Origin of the sequence: Bradyrhizobium sp. MOS003 (assembly GCF_003020125.1) — a bacterium.
In the GTDB taxonomy this organism is placed as follows: Bacteria; Pseudomonadota; Alphaproteobacteria; order Rhizobiales; family Xanthobacteraceae; genus Bradyrhizobium.
In genome coordinates this window covers 2,126,081-2,146,935 of the sequence record NZ_PYFW01000001.1, presented here as the reverse complement: position 1 = coordinate 2,146,935, position 20,855 = coordinate 2,126,081, and the positions used below count along the sequence as shown (strand labels likewise).

18 protein-coding genes are annotated in these 20,855 nt (G+C 64.9%); 7 read left to right on the top strand and 11 right to left on the bottom strand.

Annotation, left to right across the window (positions count from 1 at the left end):
• Positions 1–31 precede the first annotated feature (31 nt).
• The 3 genes from C7G42_RS10325 to C7G42_RS10315 all read left to right on the top strand — a co-directional run bounded on the left by C7G42_RS10325 (position 32) and on the right by C7G42_RS10315 (position 5,397).
• A complete protein-coding gene (locus C7G42_RS10325) occupies positions 32–1,267 on the top strand; it encodes an ABC transporter substrate-binding protein (RefSeq protein ID WP_106948787.1) in 1,236 nt (411 codons plus the stop codon).
• A gap of 160 nt (positions 1,268–1,427) precedes the next feature.
• Entirely contained in the window at positions 1,428–3,938 is a 2,511-nt protein-coding gene (gene uvrA, locus C7G42_RS10320; protein WP_106948786.1) for an excinuclease ABC subunit UvrA, read from the top strand.
• Positions 3,939–4,086: 148 nt separating this feature from the next.
• On the top strand, positions 4,087–5,397 hold the full coding sequence (locus C7G42_RS10315) for an ABC transporter substrate-binding protein (RefSeq protein ID WP_106948785.1): 1,311 nt from the start codon (positions 4,087–4,089) through the stop codon (positions 5,395–5,397).
• Between the two features lie 183 nt (positions 5,398–5,580).
• Here the strand turns inward: C7G42_RS10315 and C7G42_RS10310 are convergent, their stop codons facing one another.
• From C7G42_RS10310 to C7G42_RS10270, 9 genes are all read right to left on the bottom strand, one after another.
• Positions 5,581–6,750, bottom strand: coding sequence for a Gfo/Idh/MocA family protein (locus tag C7G42_RS10310; protein WP_106948784.1), 1,170 nt, complete (start codon positions 6,748–6,750; stop codon positions 5,581–5,583).
• A gap of 43 nt (positions 6,751–6,793) precedes the next feature.
• Positions 6,794–7,105 carry a septal ring lytic transglycosylase RlpA family protein gene (locus C7G42_RS10305; RefSeq protein ID WP_106948783.1) on the bottom strand — a complete coding sequence of 104 codons (312 nt, stop codon included), beginning with the start codon at positions 7,103–7,105 and terminating at the stop codon, positions 6,794–6,796.
• 101 nt (positions 7,106–7,206) lie between these two features.
• On the bottom strand, positions 7,207–8,052 hold the full coding sequence (locus C7G42_RS10300; RefSeq protein WP_106948782.1) for a CmcJ/NvfI family oxidoreductase: 846 nt from the start codon (positions 8,050–8,052) through the stop codon (positions 7,207–7,209).
• A gap of 372 nt (positions 8,053–8,424) precedes the next feature.
• Positions 8,425–9,363, bottom strand: coding sequence for an ABC transporter substrate-binding protein (locus C7G42_RS10295; protein ID WP_106948781.1), 939 nt, complete (start codon positions 9,361–9,363; stop codon positions 8,425–8,427).
• Positions 9,360–10,460: an LLM class flavin-dependent oxidoreductase gene (locus tag C7G42_RS10290; protein WP_106948780.1), complete on the bottom strand. Its 1,101-nt coding sequence runs from the start codon at positions 10,458–10,460 to the stop codon at positions 9,360–9,362. The genes C7G42_RS10295 and C7G42_RS10290 overlap by 4 nt, the downstream gene beginning before the upstream one ends.
• Before the next feature lie 20 nt (positions 10,461–10,480).
• Positions 10,481–11,653 carry an acyl-CoA dehydrogenase family protein gene (locus C7G42_RS10285; RefSeq protein ID WP_106948779.1) on the bottom strand — a complete coding sequence of 391 codons (1,173 nt, stop codon included), beginning with the start codon at positions 11,651–11,653 and terminating at the stop codon, positions 10,481–10,483.
• Entirely contained in the window at positions 11,647–12,444 is a 798-nt protein-coding gene (locus C7G42_RS10280) for an ABC transporter ATP-binding protein (protein ID WP_106948778.1), read from the bottom strand. Before C7G42_RS10280 ends, C7G42_RS10285 begins: the two co-directional genes overlap by 7 nt.
• Positions 12,438–13,460: an ABC transporter permease gene (locus C7G42_RS10275; protein WP_106948777.1), complete on the bottom strand. Its 1,023-nt coding sequence runs from the start codon at positions 13,458–13,460 to the stop codon at positions 12,438–12,440. The genes C7G42_RS10280 and C7G42_RS10275 overlap by 7 nt, the downstream gene beginning before the upstream one ends.
• Positions 13,438–14,538, bottom strand: coding sequence for an ABC transporter substrate-binding protein (locus C7G42_RS10270; protein WP_106948927.1), 1,101 nt, complete (start codon positions 14,536–14,538; stop codon positions 13,438–13,440). Before C7G42_RS10270 ends, C7G42_RS10275 begins: the two co-directional genes overlap by 23 nt.
• Positions 14,539–15,025: 487 nt before the next feature.
• Here C7G42_RS10270 and C7G42_RS10265 point away from each other — a divergent pair, with 487 nt between their 5' ends.
• A complete protein-coding gene (locus tag C7G42_RS10265; RefSeq protein ID WP_106948926.1) occupies positions 15,026–16,006 on the top strand; it encodes an ABC transporter substrate-binding protein in 981 nt (326 codons plus the stop codon).
• 123 nt (positions 16,007–16,129) lie between these two features.
• Here C7G42_RS10265 and C7G42_RS10260 read toward each other — a convergent pair whose 3' ends face one another.
• Positions 16,130–16,591 (bottom strand): hypothetical protein, encoded by a 462-nt coding sequence (locus C7G42_RS10260; protein ID WP_106948776.1) that lies wholly within the window; start codon positions 16,589–16,591, stop codon positions 16,130–16,132.
• A 358-nt stretch (positions 16,592–16,949) separates the two neighbouring features.
• Between C7G42_RS10260 and glgC the strand changes: the two genes are divergently transcribed.
• Genes glgC through C7G42_RS10245 form a run of 3 tightly spaced genes read left to right on the top strand, consistent with a single transcriptional unit; the run spans position 16,950 to position 19,961 of the window.
• A complete protein-coding gene (glgC, locus tag C7G42_RS10255) occupies positions 16,950–18,212 on the top strand; it encodes a glucose-1-phosphate adenylyltransferase (RefSeq protein WP_106948775.1) in 1,263 nt (420 codons plus the stop codon).
• Complete coding sequence (gene glgA, locus C7G42_RS10250; RefSeq protein ID WP_106948774.1) at positions 18,209–19,663, top strand: glycogen synthase GlgA; 1,455 nt, start codon at positions 18,209–18,211, stop codon at positions 19,661–19,663. The genes glgC and glgA overlap by 4 nt, the downstream gene beginning before the upstream one ends.
• Before the next feature lie 37 nt (positions 19,664–19,700).
• Positions 19,701–19,961 carry a SemiSWEET transporter gene (locus C7G42_RS10245; protein WP_106948773.1) on the top strand — a complete coding sequence of 87 codons (261 nt, stop codon included), beginning with the start codon at positions 19,701–19,703 and terminating at the stop codon, positions 19,959–19,961.
• Positions 19,962–20,023: 62 nt separating this feature from the next.
• Here the strand turns inward: C7G42_RS10245 and C7G42_RS10240 are convergent, their stop codons facing one another.
• Positions 20,024–20,818, bottom strand: coding sequence for a DODA-type extradiol aromatic ring-opening family dioxygenase (locus tag C7G42_RS10240; protein ID WP_106948925.1), 795 nt, complete (start codon positions 20,816–20,818; stop codon positions 20,024–20,026).
• Between the last annotated feature and the right edge of the window lie 37 nt (positions 20,819–20,855).

Sequence of the window (20,855 nt, the reverse complement as noted above, 5' to 3'; positions counted from 1 at the left end):
CACCACAAGAAGCATAGAAAGGGAAACGACCATGCGACCATCTTTTCCGAGCAGCAGCGTCCTCGCGTCCGCGCTGGCTCTTTGCCTTGCCTCGCCCGCCTATGCGCAATCGAACGATCCGATCAAGATCGGCGTCGTCGCCGAGGTGCAGTCGATCGCCGGTGCCGCGACGCCGGGCGGGGCGCAGATCGCGGCCGACGAGATCAACGCCAAGGGCGGCATCCTCGGCCGAAAAGTCGAGATCGTCACCTACGACAACAAGAGCTCGTCGGCCGATTCGGTGCGCGCCTTCCAGCGCGCGGTAAGCGAGGACAAGGTGTCGGCGGTGATCGCGAGCTACATCTCGGAGGTCGTGCTGGCGCTGGAGCCCTGGGCGGCACGGTTGAAGATGCCGCTGATCACGCCGGGGGCGGCATCGAACGAAATCACCAAGGCGATCCACAACGACTACGAGAAGAACAAGTACACCTTCCACGGCTATCTGACTTCGGCAGCCCAGGCCCAGCTCGTCTGCGACGCCGCCAAGGAACTGCTGGTCGACAAGCTCAAGTTCAAGACGGTCGCGATCATGAGCGAGGACGCCGCCTGGACCAAGCCGCTGGACGTCGGCTACGAGGCCTGCCTGCCGAAGGCGGGCCTCAAGGTGGTCGAGCACGTGCGCTTCTCGCCCGATACCACCGACTTCACGCCGATCTTCAACAACATCGAGGGCAAGAAGCCGGACGTGATCGTCACCGGCATCTCGCATGTCGGGGTGCAGCCGACCGTACAGTGGAAGAATCAGCAGGTGCCGATCCCAATGTTCGGCATCAGCGCGCAGGCGCTGAGCCCGACCTTCTGGAAGGACACCAATGGCGCCGCCGACGGTATCCCGTCGCTCGCGGTGGCCACTCCGGATGTCGCGGTGACCTCGAAGACCAAGCCGTTTGCAGCAGCCTTCAAGGCAAAGTTCGGCAGCCCCCCGGCCTACACCGGCTATACCGCTTATGACGAGGTCTACATGATCACAGACGCGATCAAGCGCGCCGGCTCGACCGATCCCGACAAGATGGTCACCGAACTCGAGAAAACCGATTACGAGGGCACGATCGGCCAGATCCAGTTCTACGGCAAGAACGACGAGTTCACCCACGGCATCAAGTCAGGACCCGGCTCCGTGACCGGTCTCGTCTTCCAGTGGCAGGATTCCAAGCAGGTGGTGGTCTGGCCGGAGAAGATCGCGGAGGGCAAGCTGAAGTTTCCGAGCTTCGTGAAGCTGTCGCAATAGCTGGCCGACGCCGGAAGGCCGGAAGCCCATACCCATACAGCTAGGCTCGCCGCCAACACCGCGGCGGGCCTTCCCCCTTGTGCAAAGCGTAACCGGCGCTGGCATCAGAGGACCCATCCTGCGATCTTGCCGTTACCCCGATGGGGGCTGGAGGCGCAAGATGGACGATCGACCAGGACGGCCCGACAGCGTGATGCAGGACGACGGCTTCGTGCGGGTGCGCGGCGCGCGCGAGCACAATCTCAGGAACGTCGACGTTCGCATTCCCCGCAACGCCCTCGTCGTGTTCACGGGCGTGTCGGGCTCGGGGAAATCCTCGCTCGCCTTTGGAACGATCTACGCCGAGGCGCAACGGCGCTATCTGGAATCTGTGTCGCCCTATGCGCGGCGGCTGTTCCACCAGATGCAGATCCCCGAGGTCGACGACATCGAGGGCCTGCCGCCCGCTGTCGCCCTCCAGCAGCAGCGGGGCTCGCCGACGACGCGGTCGTCGGTCGGCAGCGTCACCACGATCTCGAACCTGCTGAGGATGCTCTATTCGCGCGCCGGCGATTACCCGCGCGGGCAGCCGATGCTCTATGCGGAGTCGTTCTCGCCGAACACGCCCGAGGGCGCCTGCCCGACCTGTCACGGCATCGGCCGGATGCTCGACGTCACCGAGAAATCAATGGTGCCCGACGACACCAAGACCATCCGCGAGCGCGCCGTCGCGGCCTGGCCGAGTGCCTGGCAGGGCCAGAACCTCCGGGACATCCTGACGACGCTCGGCTACGACGTCGACAAGCCCTGGCGCGAGTTGCCGAAAAAGGACCGCGACTGGATCCTGTTCACGGATGAGCAGCCGACCGTGCCTGTCTATGCCGGCTACGACGCCGCCGAGGTCAAGCGCGCCCTGCGCCGCAAGGAGGAGCCGAGCTATCAGGGCACCTTCACCGGCGCCAGGCGCTACGTGATGCAGACCTATGCCAAATCCGAGAGCGCGATGATGAAGCGCCGGGTGGCGCAATTCTTGATCATACGGGACTGCCCGACCTGCCACGGCACAAGGCTCAAGCCCGAGGCGCTCAAGGTGAAGTTCGCCGGGCTTAGCATCGCCGAGATGTCGCATCTGCCGCTCAAGCAGCTGCACGAGATGGTCAGGCCGTTTGCAAAGGCCTCGACGGACAAGTCCGAGAAGGCCGTCGTCGCCCGGCGCATCTGTGAGGATCTGTCGGCGCGCCTTGCCGTCCTGCTCGACCTCGGCCTCGGCTATCTCGCCTGCGAGCGCAGCACCCCGACGCTGTCACCGGGCGAGCTGCAGCGCTTGCGTCTTGCGACGCAGGTCCGCTCCAACCTGTTCGGCGTCGTCTACGTGCTCGACGAGCCCTCCGCAGGTCTGCACCCGGCCGACACCGAGGCGCTGCTGCGGGCGCTGGACCGGCTGAAGCATGCCGGCAATTCCATCTTCGTGGTCGAGCACGAGATCGAGGTGATCAGACACGCTGACTGGCTGGTGGATGTCGGGCCCGAGGCCGGCGAAGGCGGCGGGCTCATCCTCTACAGCGGGCCGCCGGCGGGGCTCGGCGACATCGAGCAATCGCACACCGCGCATTATCTCGCACGTCCGCGCAATAAGCTGCCGACGCAGCGCCGCGCGCCGAAAGGACATTTGAAGCTCAGGGGCGTGATCCGCAACAATCTGCGTGACCTCGACGTCGACATTCCGCTCGGTGTCATCGCCGGCATCACCGGCGTGTCCGGGTCCGGCAAGTCGAGCCTGATCAGCCAATTCCTCGTCGAGACCGTGGCCGCGCATCTCGGCCATACGCTCGCCACCGACACGGACGACGACAGCCTCGCACCGACGGTCGAGACGCTTGGCGGCAAGATCGTTGCCGGACTCGACCAGATCAATCGTCTCGTCGTCGTCGACCAGAAGCCGATCGGCCGCACGCCGCGATCCAATCTTGCGACCTATACCGGTCTGTTCGACCATGTCCGGAAACTGTTCGCGGCAACGCCGCAGGCGAAGTCCCGACGTTACGATGCCGGACGCTTCTCGTTCAATGTTGCGAAAGGGCGATGCGCCACCTGCAACGGCGAAGGCTTCGTCTGCGTCGAGTTGCTGTTCCTGCCCAGCGTCTACGCGCCCTGCCCCACCTGCAAGGGCGCGCGCTACAACGACAAGACGCTCGAGGTGAAGATCCGCGGACAATCCATCGCGGACGTGCTGGCGATGCGCGTCGACGAGGCCTTCGACTTCTTCCGCGACGATGCCGCGCTGAACCGGTCGCTGTCGGTCGTCCGCGAGGTCGGTCTCGGCTATATCCGCCTCGGCCAGTCCGCGACCGAACTGTCCGGCGGCGAGGCGCAGCGGATCAAGCTGGCGACCGAGCTGATGCGCCCGCAACGCGGCCACACGCTCTATGTCCTGGACGAGCCGACCACGGGCCTTCACCCGCGCGATGTCGAGCGGCTGATCGCCCAGCTCGATCGGATCGTCGATGCCGGCAACAGCGTGATCGTGGTCGAGCACGACATGGACGTCGTGGCACATAGCGACTGGATCATCGATCTCGGCCCCGGCGCCGGTGACGAGGGCGGCCGCATCGTCGCATCGGGGACGCCGGATCAGGTCGCCACAGCCGGCGGCAAGACGGCGCCTTATCTGGCGCGGCGCCTGTCGCAGTAGCGCACGATCTCGCCGGGCCTCTCCGTCATTTCGCAATTGCGTTCTACGGCGCACCCGACTTTCGCGATGTTGACTTTCCGCTGTCCCCCTCCCCATACTTCGCAAAAAAATAACAACAAGTCACAAGACGGTTTTGAGGGAGGATAGGATGCCAACTTCACGCAGGCAGCTGCTGAAGGGTACGGCGGCTGCCGCCGCCACACTCAGCCTCGATTGGACCAGGGCCCAGGCACAGGCCGAGAATTTGCGCATCGGCCTGATCTACGACCTCACCGGTCCCTTCGCCGCCGGCGGCTCGGTCGCCTCCTCGGTCGGCGCCCAGATCGCCATCGACCTCGTCAACGAGAAGGGCGGCATCGGCGGCAAGACCAAGATCGTGCCCGTCGCGGCGGACTCCCAGAGCAAGGCCGACGTTGCGATCAACGAGGCCGAGCGGCTGATCAGCCAGGAAAAGATCGACATCATCAACGGCGTCTATTCCAGCGCGCACGCCGTACCCATGGCGGCAAAGGTCGAGCAGCAGAAGAAAATCCTCTGGATCACGACCGCGGTCTCGACCGCCGTGTTCAAGGACAAGAACCTGCAATACGTGTTTCGCGCGCAAATCCATTCCGATCAATACGGCCAGGCCTTTGCCGGCTTCATCGCCGAGCACGCGCAGGGCAAGCTCGGCATGGAGCCGAAGGACGTCAAGGTTGCGCTGATCCACGAAGACGGCCCCTATGGCGTCGGCGTTGCCGCAGCCGACGAAGCCTATGCCAAGCAGGCCGGCATCCAGGTTGTGCTGCGCGAAGGCTATTCGGCGTCCGCGCCCGACCTCTCGGTGCTCGTGACCAAGCTCAAGCGCGCCAAGGTCGATGTGATCTCGCACGCCGGCTACAACCCCGACATCACCCTGTTCCTGCGTCAGGCCCGCGAGAGCGGATTGCGTTTCAAGATGCTGTTCGGCGCCGGCGCGGGTTACAGCCAGCTCGACAAGCTGCGCGCCACCTTCGGCCCCGACATAGACAATTTCTGCAACATCGACCCGGTGCCGGCGCAGCTGCTCGATCCGGCCAAGCTCGCGCCGGGCATCGGCGATCTCACCAAGACCATGGTCACACGCTACCAGGCCAAGACCGGGGCTACCGACGTGCCGCCGCACTGCTCGATGGGCTTCAACCAGACCTGGCTGCTGCTCAACAACGTGCTGCCGGTCGCCAAGGAAAAGTACGGCAGCTTCGAGCCGGAGGCCATCCGCAAGGCCGCGCTCGACGTCGACATTCCCGCCGGCGGCACCATCCAGGGCTACGGCGTGAAATTCTTCCCGCCGGGCACGCCGCTGTCCGGCCAGAACGAACGCTCGACCCCGGTGGTGATGCAGAACGCGGGCGAGCACATCTCGGTGGTGTGGCCGACCAACATCAAGACGCGGGACCCGGTGTTTCCCCTGCCGAAGGGATCGACTTACGGGGCGTAAGCGACGACGGTGCACCCTCTCCCCTTGTGGGAGAGGGTGGCTTCGCAAAGCGAAGCCGGGTGAGGGGTTCTGTCCGCGAGTCCAACTCTTAGCGAGCGCGCCGAGACCCCTCATCCGGCGCTTCGCGCCACCTTCTCCCACAAGGGGAGACGGATGGCAGCGTGCCTGTGTCTCTTTGGTGACCTACAACACCACCCGTCTCCCCTCCTCCGCCGCCCAGTACCCTGCGTAGTTCACCTTGATCGTCTCATAGGCCAGCGCGAGGTCGGACAGCGGCTGCCGCCCAGTCGCCACGCATTCCATGAAGTCCTGGATCTCCTGCAGATAGCCGCGCGTCCATTCCTCCTCCAGGCAGACATACTGCCAGCCGGTTTTGCGGTCGACCTTCTCGGTGATGTAGACGCTGGCGAGCTTCTCTTCGGAGGTCTGGTAGCTCATCAGATGATTGTTCGGCGTGATGTTGGCGAACAGCGAGCCGCCGGACGTGTAGGTCTCGACCAGGTTGCGCACGCCGCCCATGATCATGTCGCCGGAGAACACGGTGGCCTTGGTGCCGTCGGAGAAGGTGACGGTGAGCGTGCCCCAATCCTCGACGTCGAGCGGATTGGCCTTGATGTAGCCGCGCTCCTCGGGCTTGAGGCCGGCGGTGACGTTGCCGACATCCCCGGTGACGCTGGCGACACGGATGCTCTCGCCGCGCGCTTTCGCCTCCACCTGCTTCAGATACAGCACCGCCGAGAGCGGATGGCAGCCCATGCGGATCAGCGAGCCGCCCCCGGTCATCGCCCATTGCGCGGCGTGGGCCGCGTGCGAGCCGGAATGGCTCTCCTCGCCCTTCATGAACAGAATCTTGTCCTTCGTCGCCCTGATGATCTCCGCGGTCTTGGTCACCGCAGGCGCGTAGATCCAGTCCTCGGCATACATGAAGAGCTTTCCGGTGCGCTCGATCGCAGCGCGCGTCCTGTCCATCTCCTCGATCACGCGCTCGTACATCAGCGCCTTAGGCACGTGCCTGCCGATCGGCTGCGGATCGCCCTCGCGGCCGAAATAGCCGGCGAACGGCTTTTCGCAGATGACATGCTTGCCGGCCTGCATGGCACCGACGATCATTTCGGCATGGAGATTGGGCGGGGTGCAGATGTCGACGACGTCGATAGCTGCATCCGCGATCAGATCCGAGAAGCTGCGATAGACCCGCGGGATGTCGTGACGGCCGGCGAATTCGACGACATGTTCGCCGCGGGCAGCCACCGCCGCGACCTCGACGTCCACGCCGTAGACACGCCGGAACGCGTACATATGCAGCTCCGACACGAAGCCGCAGCCGACGAGCCCAACCCTTATCCTTGCCATAGTGCCCCCTTGCTTTGGGCGGCACTATAGCGCGCGGGACGGCTTATTCCACGGAGACCCGCACCACGCCGGCGCTCATCATGCCGAGCGCGCGGGCGGCCGGCACCGAGAGATCGACGATGCGGCCGCGGATGAAGGGGCCGCGATCGTTGACGCGGCATTCTATTGTGCGGCCGCTGTAGGAGACCTTGAGCACGCTGCCGAACGGGCGGGTCCGGTGCGCGCAAGTCAATTCACCCTTGCCGGACTTTGCGTAGCTGTAATAGGACGCGAGCCCGCTTTCGGCACGGGCGACGGAAAAGGCAGAAAGCGATAAAGTAACTAGACAAAACAATAGCGTCGGCTGCGCTCGCACGGCATCCCTCCCGGTGGCCCTGCCCGGCGCTGCAACGTGGATTTGTTCCCTTTGGTTCCGGGATGCACTGCGGGGGATGCCTGGCAATGCATCACTCTTTGTTACTGTCTGTGGAACACCAGCGTGCGCACCTCGATGCTTTCGCGCGGCACCGCATCCCTGGGCGTGGTCGGATCGACGAAGGCGGTATGCGGCCCGAAGCGGGTGCGGCCGTCGGTCGCGGAATCGTAGCACTTCAGCAGCAGCGCCTCGTCCGGCGTCATCTCGGGGAAATAGAACCAGCGATGATCGGGATTGTATTTCACCGAATAGGTCTCGCCGCGGCGGTTGGGATAGATCAGGTCGGACGCCACGAGATCGTCGGGCGCGACGGTGGTGCCGTCGGCCATGGCGAGCGGTGAATCGCGCAAAGGGCCGCGGATCGGCCGCCAGAGATTGATCACCTGCACGCGGCCCTTCAGCAGCTCTTCGGCTTCCTCAGGCAGATGCTCGCGCACGCGGTTGGCGCCGGAGACGGCGGTCTGGTCGACATGGACCCGCGTTGCGGGCTGACGCGGCCCGCCGTCGCGAATGTCGGCGGCGCCGTCGACGCGCCTGCGCACGGTATGGTCGAAGATGAAAACGCGGTCGGCCTTCAGCGTGGCGCGCAGGAAGGCCTCGACGGCGGGATAATATACTTTCCTCACGTCTTCGTCGTTGTAGAAGTCCTTGACCCGCGTCGGGTGACGCACCAGCGCAAAGCCCTCACGGTCGAGCGAGAAGTTCTGCGCGATCAGCCGCGCATCGAAAATCGGCACCTGGTGCGGCTCCGGCAGCGACGTGCTCTTGGGCTCACCCGGAGGCGGATCGAAGGCGTAGGTGCGCGGTTTGCCCGATGTCGGGGCGAGATAATTGAGTTCGGCGGTGACGAAGGGAAGCGATTCGATTTTTGTTTCTTGCAGGCCCATGGCCGGTCTCCCGATGTGGTCGTCTGTGTGATTTTTGTCGGGATGGGGCGCGGCGCAAGGGAGGTCGTGCAAATAGCAATGAGGGTATTATCGGGAGTGCCGGATACAGAACGAACGTTTTGAGGAAGGCGATTGCGCTGGAAACTCCCTCTTCCCTCACGAGTCCTTGAAGCGTCCGTGAGCGTTTCTTCCTTCTCCCCTTGTCGGAAAAGGTGGCGCGAAGCGCCGGATGAGGGGTATCCATCCGCGAATTCAGTTGTGAGAGGTTCGCACGCGGAGAGAACCCCTCACCCGCCTCGCCGCTATCGCGGCGAGCCACCCTCTCCCGCAAGGGGAGAAGGGAAGACCCGCGTCCAGGACACGAGCGTGTCGCTACAATCCCGCCTTCGCAATCGCATCGGCAAACGAGCGATCCACGATCTCCGTTGCATCCAGCTTCTGCTTGATCAGGCCCCAGCGGAAATACAGGTCGATCGTGCTCTGCTCATCCGCGACCACGCCGTCGTCGATCGGCGCGATGCGGATCTTTGCGCGCGAGAGCCAGTTCTGCGGCACGGCGACCGGGATGTTCATCAGCCTGCCCCAGGTGGCGGCATAGCTGTCGATATTGTTCAGCGACCATGCGCGCGCGGTCGTAAGGCGGCGGATGAAATCGGTCAGCTCCGCACGCTTGTCCCTGATGGCATCAGGCCGTGCCACCTGGAAGCTGAGGCCCGGCGTCAAGCCTTCAGACGTGATGATGCGCCGTGACTTGAACAGCACCTCCTCCTGGCTAACATAGGGCTCCCAGGTCGACCAAGCATCGACCGAACCCTGCAGGTAGGCGATCTTGGCGTCGGAGGGCGCGAGGAACGCGATCTGGACATCGCTCGCGGCCCAGCCATTCTTCTCCAGTGCGGCGAGGATCAGCTGATGGCCGATCGAGCCGCGGCCGGTCGCGATCTTCTTTCCGCGCAGATCGGCAAAGCTCTTGATCCCCGAATTCTCCGGCACGAGGATCGCGAGCCCCTCGCGCGTCTGCCGGATCGCGGCGATCGCCTTCACCGGCGCGCCGGAGGCGGCGGCGAAGGTAAAGGGCGCATCGCCAACGAGCCCGGTCTCGATCGCGCCGGCGCTGAGCGCCTCCAGCAGCGGGGCTGCCGCCGGAAACTCTTTCCACTCGATCTTGTAGGGCACGTCCTTGAGCACGCCGGCCGCTTCCATTACGGCCTGCGCATTGCCCTTCTGGTCGCCGACGCGCAAGGTGGTTTGCGCTGCCGCGAGCTCGAACGAACCGAACAGCAGCGCGCCGGCCAGCATGAGGCGGATCATTCCGCGGCCTCGCCGCGAACGGCCTGACGCCTGGCGATCAACTCGCGCGTCAGCGGAATCAGCTCACGACCATATTCGATGGCGTCGATCAGCGGATCGAAGCCGCGGATCAGGAAATGGCTAATGCCGAGATCGTAATAATCGCCGAAGACTTCCGCGACCTGCTCGGGCGTGCCGACCAGCGCCGTGGTGTTGCTGTTGGCGCCCGTGAGCTTTGCGATCTCGGTCCAGAGCCGCTTGTCGATCCGGCTGCCCTGATCGGCCAGCGCGAGCAGGCGCCGCGCACCGGCGGTGGCTTGGCCGCCGGCGGGCTTGCGATAGCCGGTCTTGTCCTGCAGCGCGGTGGCACGGGCCAGAATCTCCTCCGCCTTTTCCCAGGCCTGCTTCTCGGTCGGCGCGATGATCGGCCGTACCGAAAGGCTGAAGCGCGGCGTCGGCCGGCCCTGCCGGGCGGCGGCATTGTGAACGCGCGAAGTCACGTCGCGCACCTGCGCGTAGGATTCGCCCCACAGCGCAAAAGTGTCGGCGTGCTTGCCGGCGACGTCGATTGCCGCATCCGAGGCGCCGCCGAAATAGACGCGGATGCCCTCGGGCCGGTACGCCTTCACCTGCGAGAAGCCGTTCTCGACCTGGTAGTACCTGCCCTTGTAGCTGAACGGCTTGTCGCTGGTCCATTCGAGCTTGAGGACGTCGAGGAATTCGGAGGTGCGGGCGTAGCGTTCGTCCTTGTCGTCGAGCGTATTCCCGTCCTGCCGAAGCTCGGTGGCATTGCCGCCGGTGATGACGTGCAGAGCAACTCGGCCGCGAGAAAACTGATCGAGCGCAGCGAATTGCCGTGCCAGCAGCGTCGGCGCGGTGAAGCCCGGCCGCTGCGCGATCAGCACGTTGAGGCGGTCGGTCACACTCAGGACGTGCTGGGCGACCTGGAGACTGTCCGGCGTCGTCGAATGAAACGCCAGCAGCGCACGGTCGAAGCCGGCGTTCTCATGCGCCTTCGCCACCGTTTCGATATGGGTGGGGTTGAGTATCGGACCGTCGCGGACGACGGTCTCGGAGGAATTGTTGTTGCTGATGAAGCCGATGAACTCGATCGACATGATCGTCTCCCTGTTGATGTCTAGAGGCCGAGCGCAGCGCGGCCGAGGCCGGTGCGCGTGGAATCGTCCTGCGGCGTGTGCACGCGACCGCACAGCACGTCGCGATAGTGCCGCTCCAGCGGATTGGCTCGAGATAGGCCGTGATTGCCGGTGAGCGACAAGGCGTCCTCGACCACCGCCACCGCATTGTTGGTCACCGTGAGCTTGATGACGTTGGACTCGCCGCTGGAGAGATCGACCCCGTCATCGAAGTCGCGGGCGAACGTGTCGATCAGCCGCGCATTGACCGCGAGTCGCGCCTCGATGGCGCCGAGGATCTCCTGTGTCCGCGCCAAGGTTGCGAGCGGCGCGCCGAGGCTGGCGGGCACGCGCTGCTTCAGGAACGTGATCAGCCAATCGCGCGCGGCACGGGCAACGCTGTCATAGATCGCCGCGACGAAGAGCGTGTGAACGGTCGACTGGGTCGGATCAGGCGCGCGCCAGTCGGCGGGCTTGCGGACATCGATCTCGGCGTCGAGCGGGATCACGACGTCGTCGAAGATGACGTCGTGGCTGCCGCTGGCGCGCAGGCCGTGATGGTCCCAGGTCTCGACGATGCGCGCGCCCGTCAGGCCCGCCGGCACCAGGAACTGGCCGACGCGCGGCTCGACCTCGTCGGTGCGGGCCCAGACCAGATACCATTTCAGGATCGGCGCCCCCGTCGAATAGATCTTGTGGCCGGAGAGGCACCAACCGGTTCCGGTGCGGCGCGCGATGGTCGCCGGGAGGCCGCCGCGCGCGGGCGAGCCGAGCTCGGGTTCGACGCGTAGCGCGTTGACAAGCGCGAGGCCCTCCACGCTCTCGCGCGCGAGTTTTCGCGAGAGCCGCGCCGGCCAGGTCGGGCTGCGCGCCATCACCAGATGATTGATGTAGTGCATCGACAGCACCAGCGCGGTCGACGGATCGGCCTTGCCGATGATTCCGAGGACACTTGCTGCGTATCGCGCGCCCGCTCCGGCCCCGCCAAAGGCGGCCGGTACGGTCAGCGACAGCAAGCCCGCTTCGGACAGCTCGCGAAAGTTCTCGAAGGGGAAGCTGCCGGTACGGTCATGCTCGGCTGCGCGTGACGCGAAACCTTCGGCCAGTGCTTCGGCACCCGCGATGTGATCGGGCTCGCTCCGGGCCGTACGCCCTTTGGCTGCAGATGTCACCATGTGGCGTCCAATCCCAGCAGGCCGAGAATCTGGCGGCGCAGGTTCGCCAGATAGGGATCGCCGCGATGGCGCGGATAGGGCCGGTCGACGCGAATGTCGGCCTTCACGCGTGCGGGACGATCGCTGAACACGATGACGCGGTTGGCGAGTACGAGGGCTTCCTCGGCGTCATGGGTCACGAGCAGCGTGGTAAAACCCTTGCGCTGCCAGAGCGAGACGAGTTCGGCCTGCATGGTGATGCGGGTGAGCGAGTCGAGCTTGCCGAGCGGCTCGTCCAGGATCAGGATCTTGGGATCGTTGACCAGCGCACGCGCGAGCGCGACGCGCTGCGCCATGCCGCCGGAGAGCTGGTGCGGATAGGCGTTGCGGAACGAGGCCAGCCCGACGAGATCGAGCGCGGCATCGACGCGGTGACGCTGGCTGTTCAAAATGCCCTGGGCTTCGAGGCCCAGGGCGACGTTGTCCCAGACCGACCGCCAGGGAAACAGGGTCGGATCCTGGAACACGACGACGCGGGAGGCATGCGGCCGCGTGATGCGACTGTCGTCTTCCCGCAACCGTCCCGCCTTCGGCTTATCGAGCCCGGCAACCAGCCGCAGCAAGGTCGACTTGCCGCAACCGGAGGGACCGAGCAGCGCGACGAATTCACCCGGCTCGACGGAGATGCTGACGTCGCTTAGAACAGGCAACTCCGCGCCGTCGATGTCGAAGGCGTGGCTGACCTGCTCGATGTCGAGCGCGGCGCCAGCGGCGGGATGCGTCGCGGCTTCAGCGAGAGCTGCGGTTACCATTTCACGGTCCCCTTCTGCCAGACCAGGAGCCGGTCGCGGATCGCAAACAGCAGCGTGATCGCGCCGGAGCAGAGCAGCGACATCACGATCAGCGCCGCATACATGTTGGCGTAGGCCGCCCAGCCCTGCGCCCATTGCAGGTACCAGCCGAGCCCGGCCTTGACGCCGATCATCTCGGCGACGACGAGCACGGCGAAGGACGAGCCCAGCCCCATGAACAGGCCGACGAAGACGTGCGGCAACGCGGCGGGAATCGCGACCTTCAGCACCAGGAAGGACGGCTTGGCACCGAGCGTGCGCGCGACGTCGTAATAGGCATTGCTGACGCTCGCGACGCCCGACCAGGTCAGCACGGTGACGGGAAAGCCCGTTGCCAGCGCGATCAGGAAGGTCGAGGCGCTCCAGCTCGACGGGAACGTAAAGAAGGCGATCGGCAGCCAGGCGGTCGCCGGCAGCGGACCGATGAAGCGCAATACCGGATGCACCCAATAGCCGACCGCGCGCGACCAGCCGATCGAGACGCCGGTGAGGAAGCCGACCGTGGCCCCGATCAGATAGCCGCCGAGCTGGAGCTTTACCGAGGCGAAGACGCTGTCGAGCAGCTTCGGCAGATCGTCGGTATAGACCTCGATGATCGACTGCGGCGGTGGAAAGAACGGCAGCGGCAGCCAGGCGAATTTCGCGGTCGCAACCTCCCACACCGTCAGGAAAGCGCCGAGCGCAACCAGCCAGGGCGCGCGCTTGCGCAAAGCCTGCCCCGCCGATCCCAGATAGTCGGCGCCGACGGTTCCAAACAGCGCGATGGCCGCGATGACGAAGGCGGCGATGCCGAGCGAATGCGTGCGCGACCAGTCGCCGACATCCTCCCACCACAGACAGGACAGGCCAAAGGCGATCCAGGCGATGCTGGCGAGCACACCAATGCCGGATTCTCTCACCCAGTTCGCCAGCAGCGGCGTGCGGGAAAGACGCGGCGCGCCGGAGGCGAGTCCGTCAGACAGCGAATACGTCGACATAGATGCGCTCCGCGAATTTGGCCGTGTCGGTGCTCGGCTTGAAGACCTGCACGCTCTTGAGATCGTCGGCATAGGCCTTGAGCTCGCGCTTCAGCACGTCGCCGACGGGATGATGATGGTGGGTGTGGTAGCGCACCATGCCCTCGATATCGGCGAGCGTGGCCGCCTTCGGCGCGTAGGGCTGGAATGACTTTGCCGCGATCGTCGCGTTCTGCGAGGTGAACATCGCGGCATCGAGCAGCGCTTGCGTGATGGCGCGCGCAACCTGCGGCTCCTCCCGCACCAGGCTGCCGCGCAGGCCGAGGATACAGCAGCTCTTCTCGCGGAATTCGCCGTCGAGGTTGGAGGCGACCTCCCTGTACTGAGTGTCCTTGAGCCAGAGATAGGCGAGCGGATCGGAGGAAAGGAACGCCTGCACCTCACCCTTCTCCACCGCAACGTTGAGAAGGTTGCCGGGATAGGCGCGCCAGTCGACGTCCTTGACAGGATCGATGCCGAGCTTGGCGAGCTGGATCGAGAAGAAATTCTTGTCGGGCCCTGCGAGATCGCCGACCGCGACGACCTTGCCCTTGAGATCGGCGAGCTTGCTGACGTTGGAGTCGGCGCGCGAGAGCACGCGCATGCAGCCGCCATGGGTGCCGGCGGCGATCTTGACGTCAAAGCCCTGCTCCAGCGGCTTCAACCAGCGCAGCGCCATGCCGAGACCGGCATCGCTCTTTCCCGTCGCGATGGCTTCGAGCAGCTGGTCGGTCGAGCCGGAATAGTTGACGAGTTCGACGTCGAGATTGTGCTTCTGGAAGAAACCATGCTCGATCGCTACAGGCACGGGCGCGAGGCAGACGGCGCCGGCGTTCCACGACAGCTTCAGCTTGCGCGGCGCGCCGGTGAGCGCGGGCGCGTCGGACGCCGTCCGGCACAGCGGAAACTCCGAGAAGTCGATGCCGGATGCAATCCCGCGCGGCACGAAGGCCTGCGCGCCCAGCGCACCGAGCGGCGCGGCGAAAGCTGCCGCAAGCCCCGCCTGGAGCAGATGGCGTCGGTCGAGCCCCCGTCCGCCGCGCTTGTCCTCGTCGTTCATCGGTCCCCACTCCTGCGCTGGCACGGCTCCGCCCATCGCGCAACGCTTCACGTTGCGCATGTTCCGTGCGGAGCTGCGTTGAGAGAAAATTGTTCCGTCGGCGTTGTCGCGCCGCGTTGATGCGATACGCAAATCATGCGGCGCGCTCGCCGCATCGTCAATGAAATGGAATTTCGAATGTGATGCGAAGCGAAGTCATTCTCTCCATCGGCGCACGCGCGAACGATGAAACGATTTTCGCGAATACGGTCGCTCCCGGCAATCGCGACAGGCACGCATCTGCTTCGATTCCGTGCATCCTTCCCCCGCGAGAACGTCACGTTCTCGCGCACCGGGATTCAACGAAACGTCCTTGCCTGATGCACGCGCAATACGAACGGTCATTTCATTGACTGCACTTCGCCCGGTCATAGACTTGATCGTCTCGCTGCATCGCTCGCTCACGCGTCGTGAGCCAAAATCACAAGCAGGCAAGAAGACAGGCTACATGAGCATCAACTCCCACGATCATTCCCTCCCCCGCCGGCTCGCCGCTTCGCTGTTCGCCGCCGCCATCACGCTGTCGACGGCCGTCGCGTCGTTTGCCGCGGACACCGTCGTGCTGCGCGTCGGCGATCAGAAGGGCGGCAACCGCTCGCTGCTCGAAATCTCCGGCTACGCGAAGGACCTGCCCTACAAGATCGAATGGTCCGAATTCCCGGCGGCGGCACCGATCCTGGAAGCGCTCAACGCCGGCGCGCTCGACGTCGGCTACACCGGCGATCTCTCCTTCCTTTCGGTCTATGCGGCGGGTGCGCCGATCAAGGCGATCGGGGGCACCAGGTCCGATGCGAAGACGCAAGCCATCCTGGTGCGCCAGGACTCGCCGATCAAATCGGCCGCCGACCTCAAGGGCAAACGCCTTGCCGGCACGCGCGGCGGCTGGGGCCAGTTCCTGATCGACGCGACGCTGGAGAAGGCGCAGATCAAGCTGGAGGATGCGACCTTCGCGCCGCTCGGCCCGGTCGATGCCAAGATCGCGCTGGTCGCCGGCTCGATCGACGCCTGGGCGGTGTGGGAGCCTTACGTGTCGTTCGCCACGCTCAAGGACAAAGCGCGGGTGATCGCCGACGGCGAAGGCCTGACGCCGACCATTACCTTCATCGTCGCCTCCGACAACGCCATCGCCAACAAGCGCGCGGCGGTGCAGGACCTAGTGCAGCGCCTCAACAAGGCGCGGCTGTGGTCGCTGGATCACATCAGCGAATACGCAAGGAGCACGTCCGAGCTGACCAAGCTGCCTGAGGACGTGCTGCTGTCGGCCTACACCGCGCAGCGCACCAGTCCGATCGTGATCGACGAGAACGTGGTCAAGGAAATCCAGCAAGCGTCCGACCGTTCGACGCGCTACGGCATCCTGCCGAGGACGCTCGACGTCAGCAAAGCCGTCGACCGCAGCTTCACGGCTGCGGCCGCCGGGTCGAACTAGGCGAAGGCGGCGTGATGCGCAGGCTTAGCCTCGAGGCCGGGCCGCTGCATCTCGCCGCGATCGTGCTCGTCCATTTCGCCAGTATGAGCCTGATCGTGTGGCTCTCGCTCTAGCTTCCCGGGATCACCAATATCCGCGATAGTAGGGCCGGTAGTACGCGCGGGGCCGGTAATAGCCATATCTGTAGCCGTAGTACGGACGGGGACGGTGATAGGAACGATATCCATAACCGTAACCCGGACCATAGGCGTAGCCCGGTCCATAACCGCCATAGTAGGCGGGCGCATAACCATAGGCCGGTCCCGGATATCCATAGCCGCCGTAATACGGACCGCCGCCGTAATAGCCGTAGCCATAAGGCGCGCCGCTGGCGATGGCGCCGCCGATGATCGCACCGGCAAGGAGGCCGCCTGCGCCCCATCCGAAGCCACGACCGCGCCAATGCACCTTCGCGACGTCGTCACCGACCGCGGCCTTCATGGTCGCGACGTTGGTCGGCAGCGGGGCCGCTGCCGCCTGTTGAATTTGGCCGGCGATGACCACGCCGGCGACCGAACAGGCAATTGCCGTTTTCCAGATCCTCATCGACTTGCTCCCTGTCTGACGTCTTGCTTGGAAAAGGATCGCAGCAGCATGATCGGGCATCTTTGCGCCAAGTCAAAGCCCGGATTTCAAAGCCCGGATTTGCGTGCGGCGCACAAGTCCCGTTCATGCTTCTGCGAAGCGGCTGCCGACATGCGAGGCGGACCAACACGGCTCTGCCGGACGTGACGCCGGCGCGATGCCGGAGCCCCGCGGCCGACGCAAAGCATTAAGCTTCCCGCCTTCGCAACCAACAACCTACTTCACGATTGACTATTCGTATCGTTAGTATCGGTTCCACGGGAGCGAGGTTTCTCGCGACGAACAGCCTCGGCCTGCGCCGAGCGTGTTGGAGGATGACATGAGTGCCGCGAGACCCGAGCCGCTTGCCCGTCAGGCGCTGGCCTTCGTCCTGGCCGGCGGACGTGGCAGCCGGCTCCTGGAGCTGACCGACCGCCGCGCCAAGCCGGCCGTCTATTTCGGCGGCAAGTCCCGCATCATCGATTTCGCGCTGTCCAATGCCGTCAATTCGGGCATCCGCCGCATTGCTGTCGCGACCCAGTACAAGGCGCACAGCCTGATCCGGCATCTTCAGATGGGCTGGAACTTCTTTCGTCCGGAACGCAACGAGAGCTTTGACATCCTCCCCGCGAGCCAGCGCGTCTCCGAGAACATGTGGTATGTCGGCACGGCGGATGCGGTCTACCAGAACATCGACATCATCGAATCCCACGCCTGCCGTTTCATCGTCGTGCTGGCCGGCGACCATATCTATAAAATGGACTACGAGGTGATGCTGCGCCAGCACGTCGAGAGCGGCGCCGACGTCACCGTCGGTTGCCTGGAGATGCCGCGGGCGGAATCCTCGGGCTTCGGTATCATGCATATCGACGAGAACGGCTGGATCAAGGAATTCTTGGAGAAGCCGAAGGATCCGCCGCCGATGCCGGGCAAGCCGGACGTCTCGCTCGCCAGCATGGGCATCTACGTGTTCGACGCGAAGTTCCTGTTCGAGGAGCTCAAGCGCGACGCCGAGGACCCGAACTCGAACCACGATTTCGGCAAGGACATCATTCCCTACCTCGTCAAGAACGGCCGCGCGATGGCCCACCAATATTCCACCTCCTGCGTACGTTCCGGCAACGACCCCCGCGCCTATTGGCGCGACGTCGGCACGGTCGACGCCTATTGGGCCGCCAATATCGACCTCACCGACGTGGTGCCCGAGCTCGATCTGTTCGACAGCGCCTGGCCGATCTGGTCCTATTCGGAGATCACCCCTCCGGCAAAATTCGTCCATGACGAGGAGAGCCGGCGCGGCCAGGCCGTGAGCTCCCTGGTCTCGGGCGGCTGCATCATCTCCGGCGCCTCCCTGCGCCGGTCGCTGTTGTTCACCGGCGTGCGCATCAACTCCTACGCCAATGTCGAGAACGCCGTGATCATGCCTTATGTGAATGTCGGCCGCGGCGCTCGCCTGAAGAACGTCGTGATCGACCGCGGCGTCGAAATTCCGGAGGGACTCGTAATCGGCGACGATCCCGAACTCGACGCCAGGCGCTTTCGCACCACCGAGCAGGGCATTTCGCTCGTCACCCAGCCGATGATCGACAGGCTCAATGCATGACGCCTGTTCGCGTCCTCGCTGTCGCCTCTGAAGTCTATCCCATCGTCAAGACCGGCGGCCTCGCGGATGTCGCCGGCGCGCTGCCGATCGCGCTGAAGGCGCATGGCGTCGAGATGCGCACCTTGATGCCGGGCTATCCCGACGTGATGCGGCTGGTATCGAACGCAGAGCAGATCCGGAGCTGGCCGGATTATTTCGGCGGGCCGGGCCGGTTGCTTGCGGGCTCCCATGACGGGCTCGACCTGTTCGTGCTCGACGTGCCGCATCTCTATGCGCGGCCGGGCAACCCTTACGTGACCACTGAGGGTGTCGACTGGCCGGACAATGGCGTGCGCTTCGCGGCGCTGTCGCGCATCGCCGCCGATATCGGCCACGGCCTCGTCCCCGCCTTCGTGCCCGAAATCGTGCACGCCCATGACTGGCAGGCCGGGCTCGCGGCCGCCTATCTGCACTATGACAATCGCCCGCGGCCCGGCACCGTGATGACCATCCACAACATGGCCTATCAGGGCAAGTTCGCTCCCGAGCTGATCGGTGCGATCGGCCTGCCCTGGCACGCGTTCAGCGTCAATGAGCTCGAATATTTCGGCGGCATCAGCTTCCTGAAGGCAGGCCTTCAATTCGCCGATCGCATCACCACGGTGTCGCCGACCTACGCTCGGGAAATCCAGAGCGACGAAGGCGGCATGGGGTTCGGCGGCCTGTTGCGCGCACGCGCGAACGTGCTGAGCGGCATCCTGAACGGCATCGACATCTCGGTGTGGGATCCGCAAGAAGATCCGCACATCGCCTACCGCTACGGCGCCGAGGACCTGACCTTCCGGGCCGCGAACAAGGCGGTGCTGCAGCAACAGTTCAATCTCGATTCCTCCGACGAGGCGCCTCTGCTCGGCGTCATCAGCCGGCTGTCCTGGCAGAAGGGGCTCGATCTCCTGCTCGAGGCCATTCCGACTATTTTGGCAGAAGGCATGCAGCTCGCGCTACTCGGCAGCGGTGACCGCGATCTGCAAGACGGCTACCAGGCTGTAGCCCGTGCCAATCCCGGCCGGATCGGCGTCGCGATCGGCTATGACGAGATTCTGGCGCATCTGATCCAGGCGGGCTCGGACGCACTGATCGTGCCGTCGCGCTTCGAGCCGTGCGGGCTGACCCAGCTCTGCGCGCTGCGTTACGGCGCCGTTCCGATCGTCTCACGCGTCGGCGGTCTGGAGGACACCATCGTTGATATCGCTGAGACCGACGCCTCCGGTCGCGATGCCACCGGTTTCAAATTCGCACCCGTGACGGCGGAGGCCCTTGCCGGAACGTTGGGCAAGGCCAACACGGTCTTCCAAGACAAGGCGACCTGGCGCAAGCTGCAACGAAACGGCCTTGCGACCGACGTCTCCTGGCGCAACCGCGCCGGCGATTATGCCGCGCTGTATCGCAGCCTGATGGCGCAGCGGGCCTGAGGCATGACCGTCGTCGAATCCGTGTTATAAAGCCGGCATGGACCCGTTCGTGATCAAGCTGATCGGCTTTGCCGCCGCCACCTGCACCACCGTGGCCTACGCGCCGCAAGCCATCAAGGTGTGGAAGACCCGCTCCACCGGCGACATCTCGCTCGGCATGTTCCTGGTCATGGTGCTGGGCCTGGCGCTGTGGCTGATCTACGGCCTGCTCTCGGGCGACGCCCCGCTGGTCGCCGCCAACGCGGTCACCATGCTGCTCGCCGGCGGCATTTTGTTCATGAAGCTGAAATACGGCTGAGGTTGCGACGCTCCCCTCTTCCTTCTCCCTTGCGGGAGAAGAGTAGAGCGCAACACTGCTCTTCATCCAAACACGTACGACGCCATCGCCACGCTCGCGACCTCGTCGACGAAGACCCGCTTGCCGGTATCGCTGCCGGCGGCGCCGGCGGCCACCATCAGCGGCAGCAGATGGTCCTCGCGCGGATGCGCGAGCCGCGCGCTGGGCGCATTCTCCCAATCGACCAGCATCGCGTTGCGGCGGGCGGGATCGAGGTTGCTGATCGCCTCGTTCAGATAGGCCTCGAAATCATACGAGACCGGCTTCGACTCCGGCCGGTTGAAGCCACGCATGTTGTGATAGGTCAGCCCGCTGCCGACGATCAGAATGCCTTCATCGCGGAGCGCGGCGATGGCTTCGCCCACCTTGATGTGCTCGGCCGCATCGTAAGCAGACTTCAGCGACAGCAGCACGATCGGCATGTCGGCGTTCGGATACATCAGGCCGAGCGGCACGAAGGTGCCGTGATCGAAACCCTGGTTGGGATCTTCCCGGCAAGCGACGCCCGCGCCCGCAAGCAGCGCCTTCACCTTCGCTGCGAGCTCCGGCATGCCCGGCGCCGGATATTTGAGGTGATAGGTGTGCTCGGGGAAACCGTAATAGTCGTACACCATCGGCGGCTGCGCCGAGGTCGAGACGGTGAAGGCATCGGCCTCCCAATGGCCGGTGATGACGAGCACCGCCTTCGGCCTCTCGGGAAGCAGCTGGGGCAACCGGCCGAACTCCTCGGCGGTCTTGGCATATTGCACCCGCCGATCCTCCATGAATGGCCACGGGCCGCCGCCGTGCGACAGGAAGAGGGTCGGTAATCGCGCCATCGGATTGGTCTCGTCGGAAAGATGCGCGTGCCAGCGC

What these genes read in the sequence shown, in the direction of transcription:
- uvrA (WP_106948786.1), top strand. Translation starts at nt 1,428, where the DNA reads ATGGACGATCGACCAGGACGGCCCGACAGCGTGATGCAGGACGACGGC.
- C7G42_RS10315 (WP_106948785.1), top strand. Translation starts at nt 4,087, where the DNA reads ATGCCAACTTCACGCAGGCAGCTGCTGAAGGGTACGGCGGCTGCCGCC.
- C7G42_RS10280 (WP_106948778.1), bottom strand. Translation starts at nt 12,444, where the DNA reads ATGGTAACCGCAGCTCTCGCTGAAGCCGCGACGCATCCCGCCGCTGGC.
- C7G42_RS10260 (WP_106948776.1), bottom strand. Translation starts at nt 16,591, where the DNA reads ATGAGGATCTGGAAAACGGCAATTGCCTGTTCGGTCGCCGGCGTGGTC.
- C7G42_RS10285 (WP_106948779.1), bottom strand. Translation starts at nt 11,653, where the DNA reads ATGGTGACATCTGCAGCCAAAGGGCGTACGGCCCGGAGCGAGCCCGAT.
- C7G42_RS10245 (WP_106948773.1), top strand. Translation starts at nt 19,701, where the DNA reads ATGGACCCGTTCGTGATCAAGCTGATCGGCTTTGCCGCCGCCACCTGC.
- C7G42_RS10240 (WP_106948925.1), bottom strand. Translation starts at nt 20,818, where the DNA reads ATGGCGCGATTACCGACCCTCTTCCTGTCGCACGGCGGCGGCCCGTGG.
- glgA (WP_106948774.1), top strand. Translation starts at nt 18,209, where the DNA reads ATGACGCCTGTTCGCGTCCTCGCTGTCGCCTCTGAAGTCTATCCCATC.
- C7G42_RS10295 (WP_106948781.1), bottom strand. Translation starts at nt 9,363, where the DNA reads ATGATCCGCCTCATGCTGGCCGGCGCGCTGCTGTTCGGTTCGTTCGAG.
- C7G42_RS10270 (WP_106948927.1), bottom strand. Translation starts at nt 14,538, where the DNA reads ATGAACGACGAGGACAAGCGCGGCGGACGGGGGCTCGACCGACGCCAT.
- glgC (WP_106948775.1), top strand. Translation starts at nt 16,950, where the DNA reads ATGAGTGCCGCGAGACCCGAGCCGCTTGCCCGTCAGGCGCTGGCCTTC.
- C7G42_RS10265 (WP_106948926.1), top strand. Translation starts at nt 15,026, where the DNA reads ATGAGCATCAACTCCCACGATCATTCCCTCCCCCGCCGGCTCGCCGCT.
- C7G42_RS10275 (WP_106948777.1), bottom strand. Translation starts at nt 13,460, where the DNA reads ATGTCGACGTATTCGCTGTCTGACGGACTCGCCTCCGGCGCGCCGCGT.
- C7G42_RS10300 (WP_106948782.1), bottom strand. Translation starts at nt 8,052, where the DNA reads ATGGGCCTGCAAGAAACAAAAATCGAATCGCTTCCCTTCGTCACCGCC.
- C7G42_RS10325 (WP_106948787.1), top strand. Translation starts at nt 32, where the DNA reads ATGCGACCATCTTTTCCGAGCAGCAGCGTCCTCGCGTCCGCGCTGGCT.
- C7G42_RS10290 (WP_106948780.1), bottom strand. Translation starts at nt 10,460, where the DNA reads ATGTCGATCGAGTTCATCGGCTTCATCAGCAACAACAATTCCTCCGAG.
- C7G42_RS10310 (WP_106948784.1), bottom strand. Translation starts at nt 6,750, where the DNA reads ATGGCAAGGATAAGGGTTGGGCTCGTCGGCTGCGGCTTCGTGTCGGAG.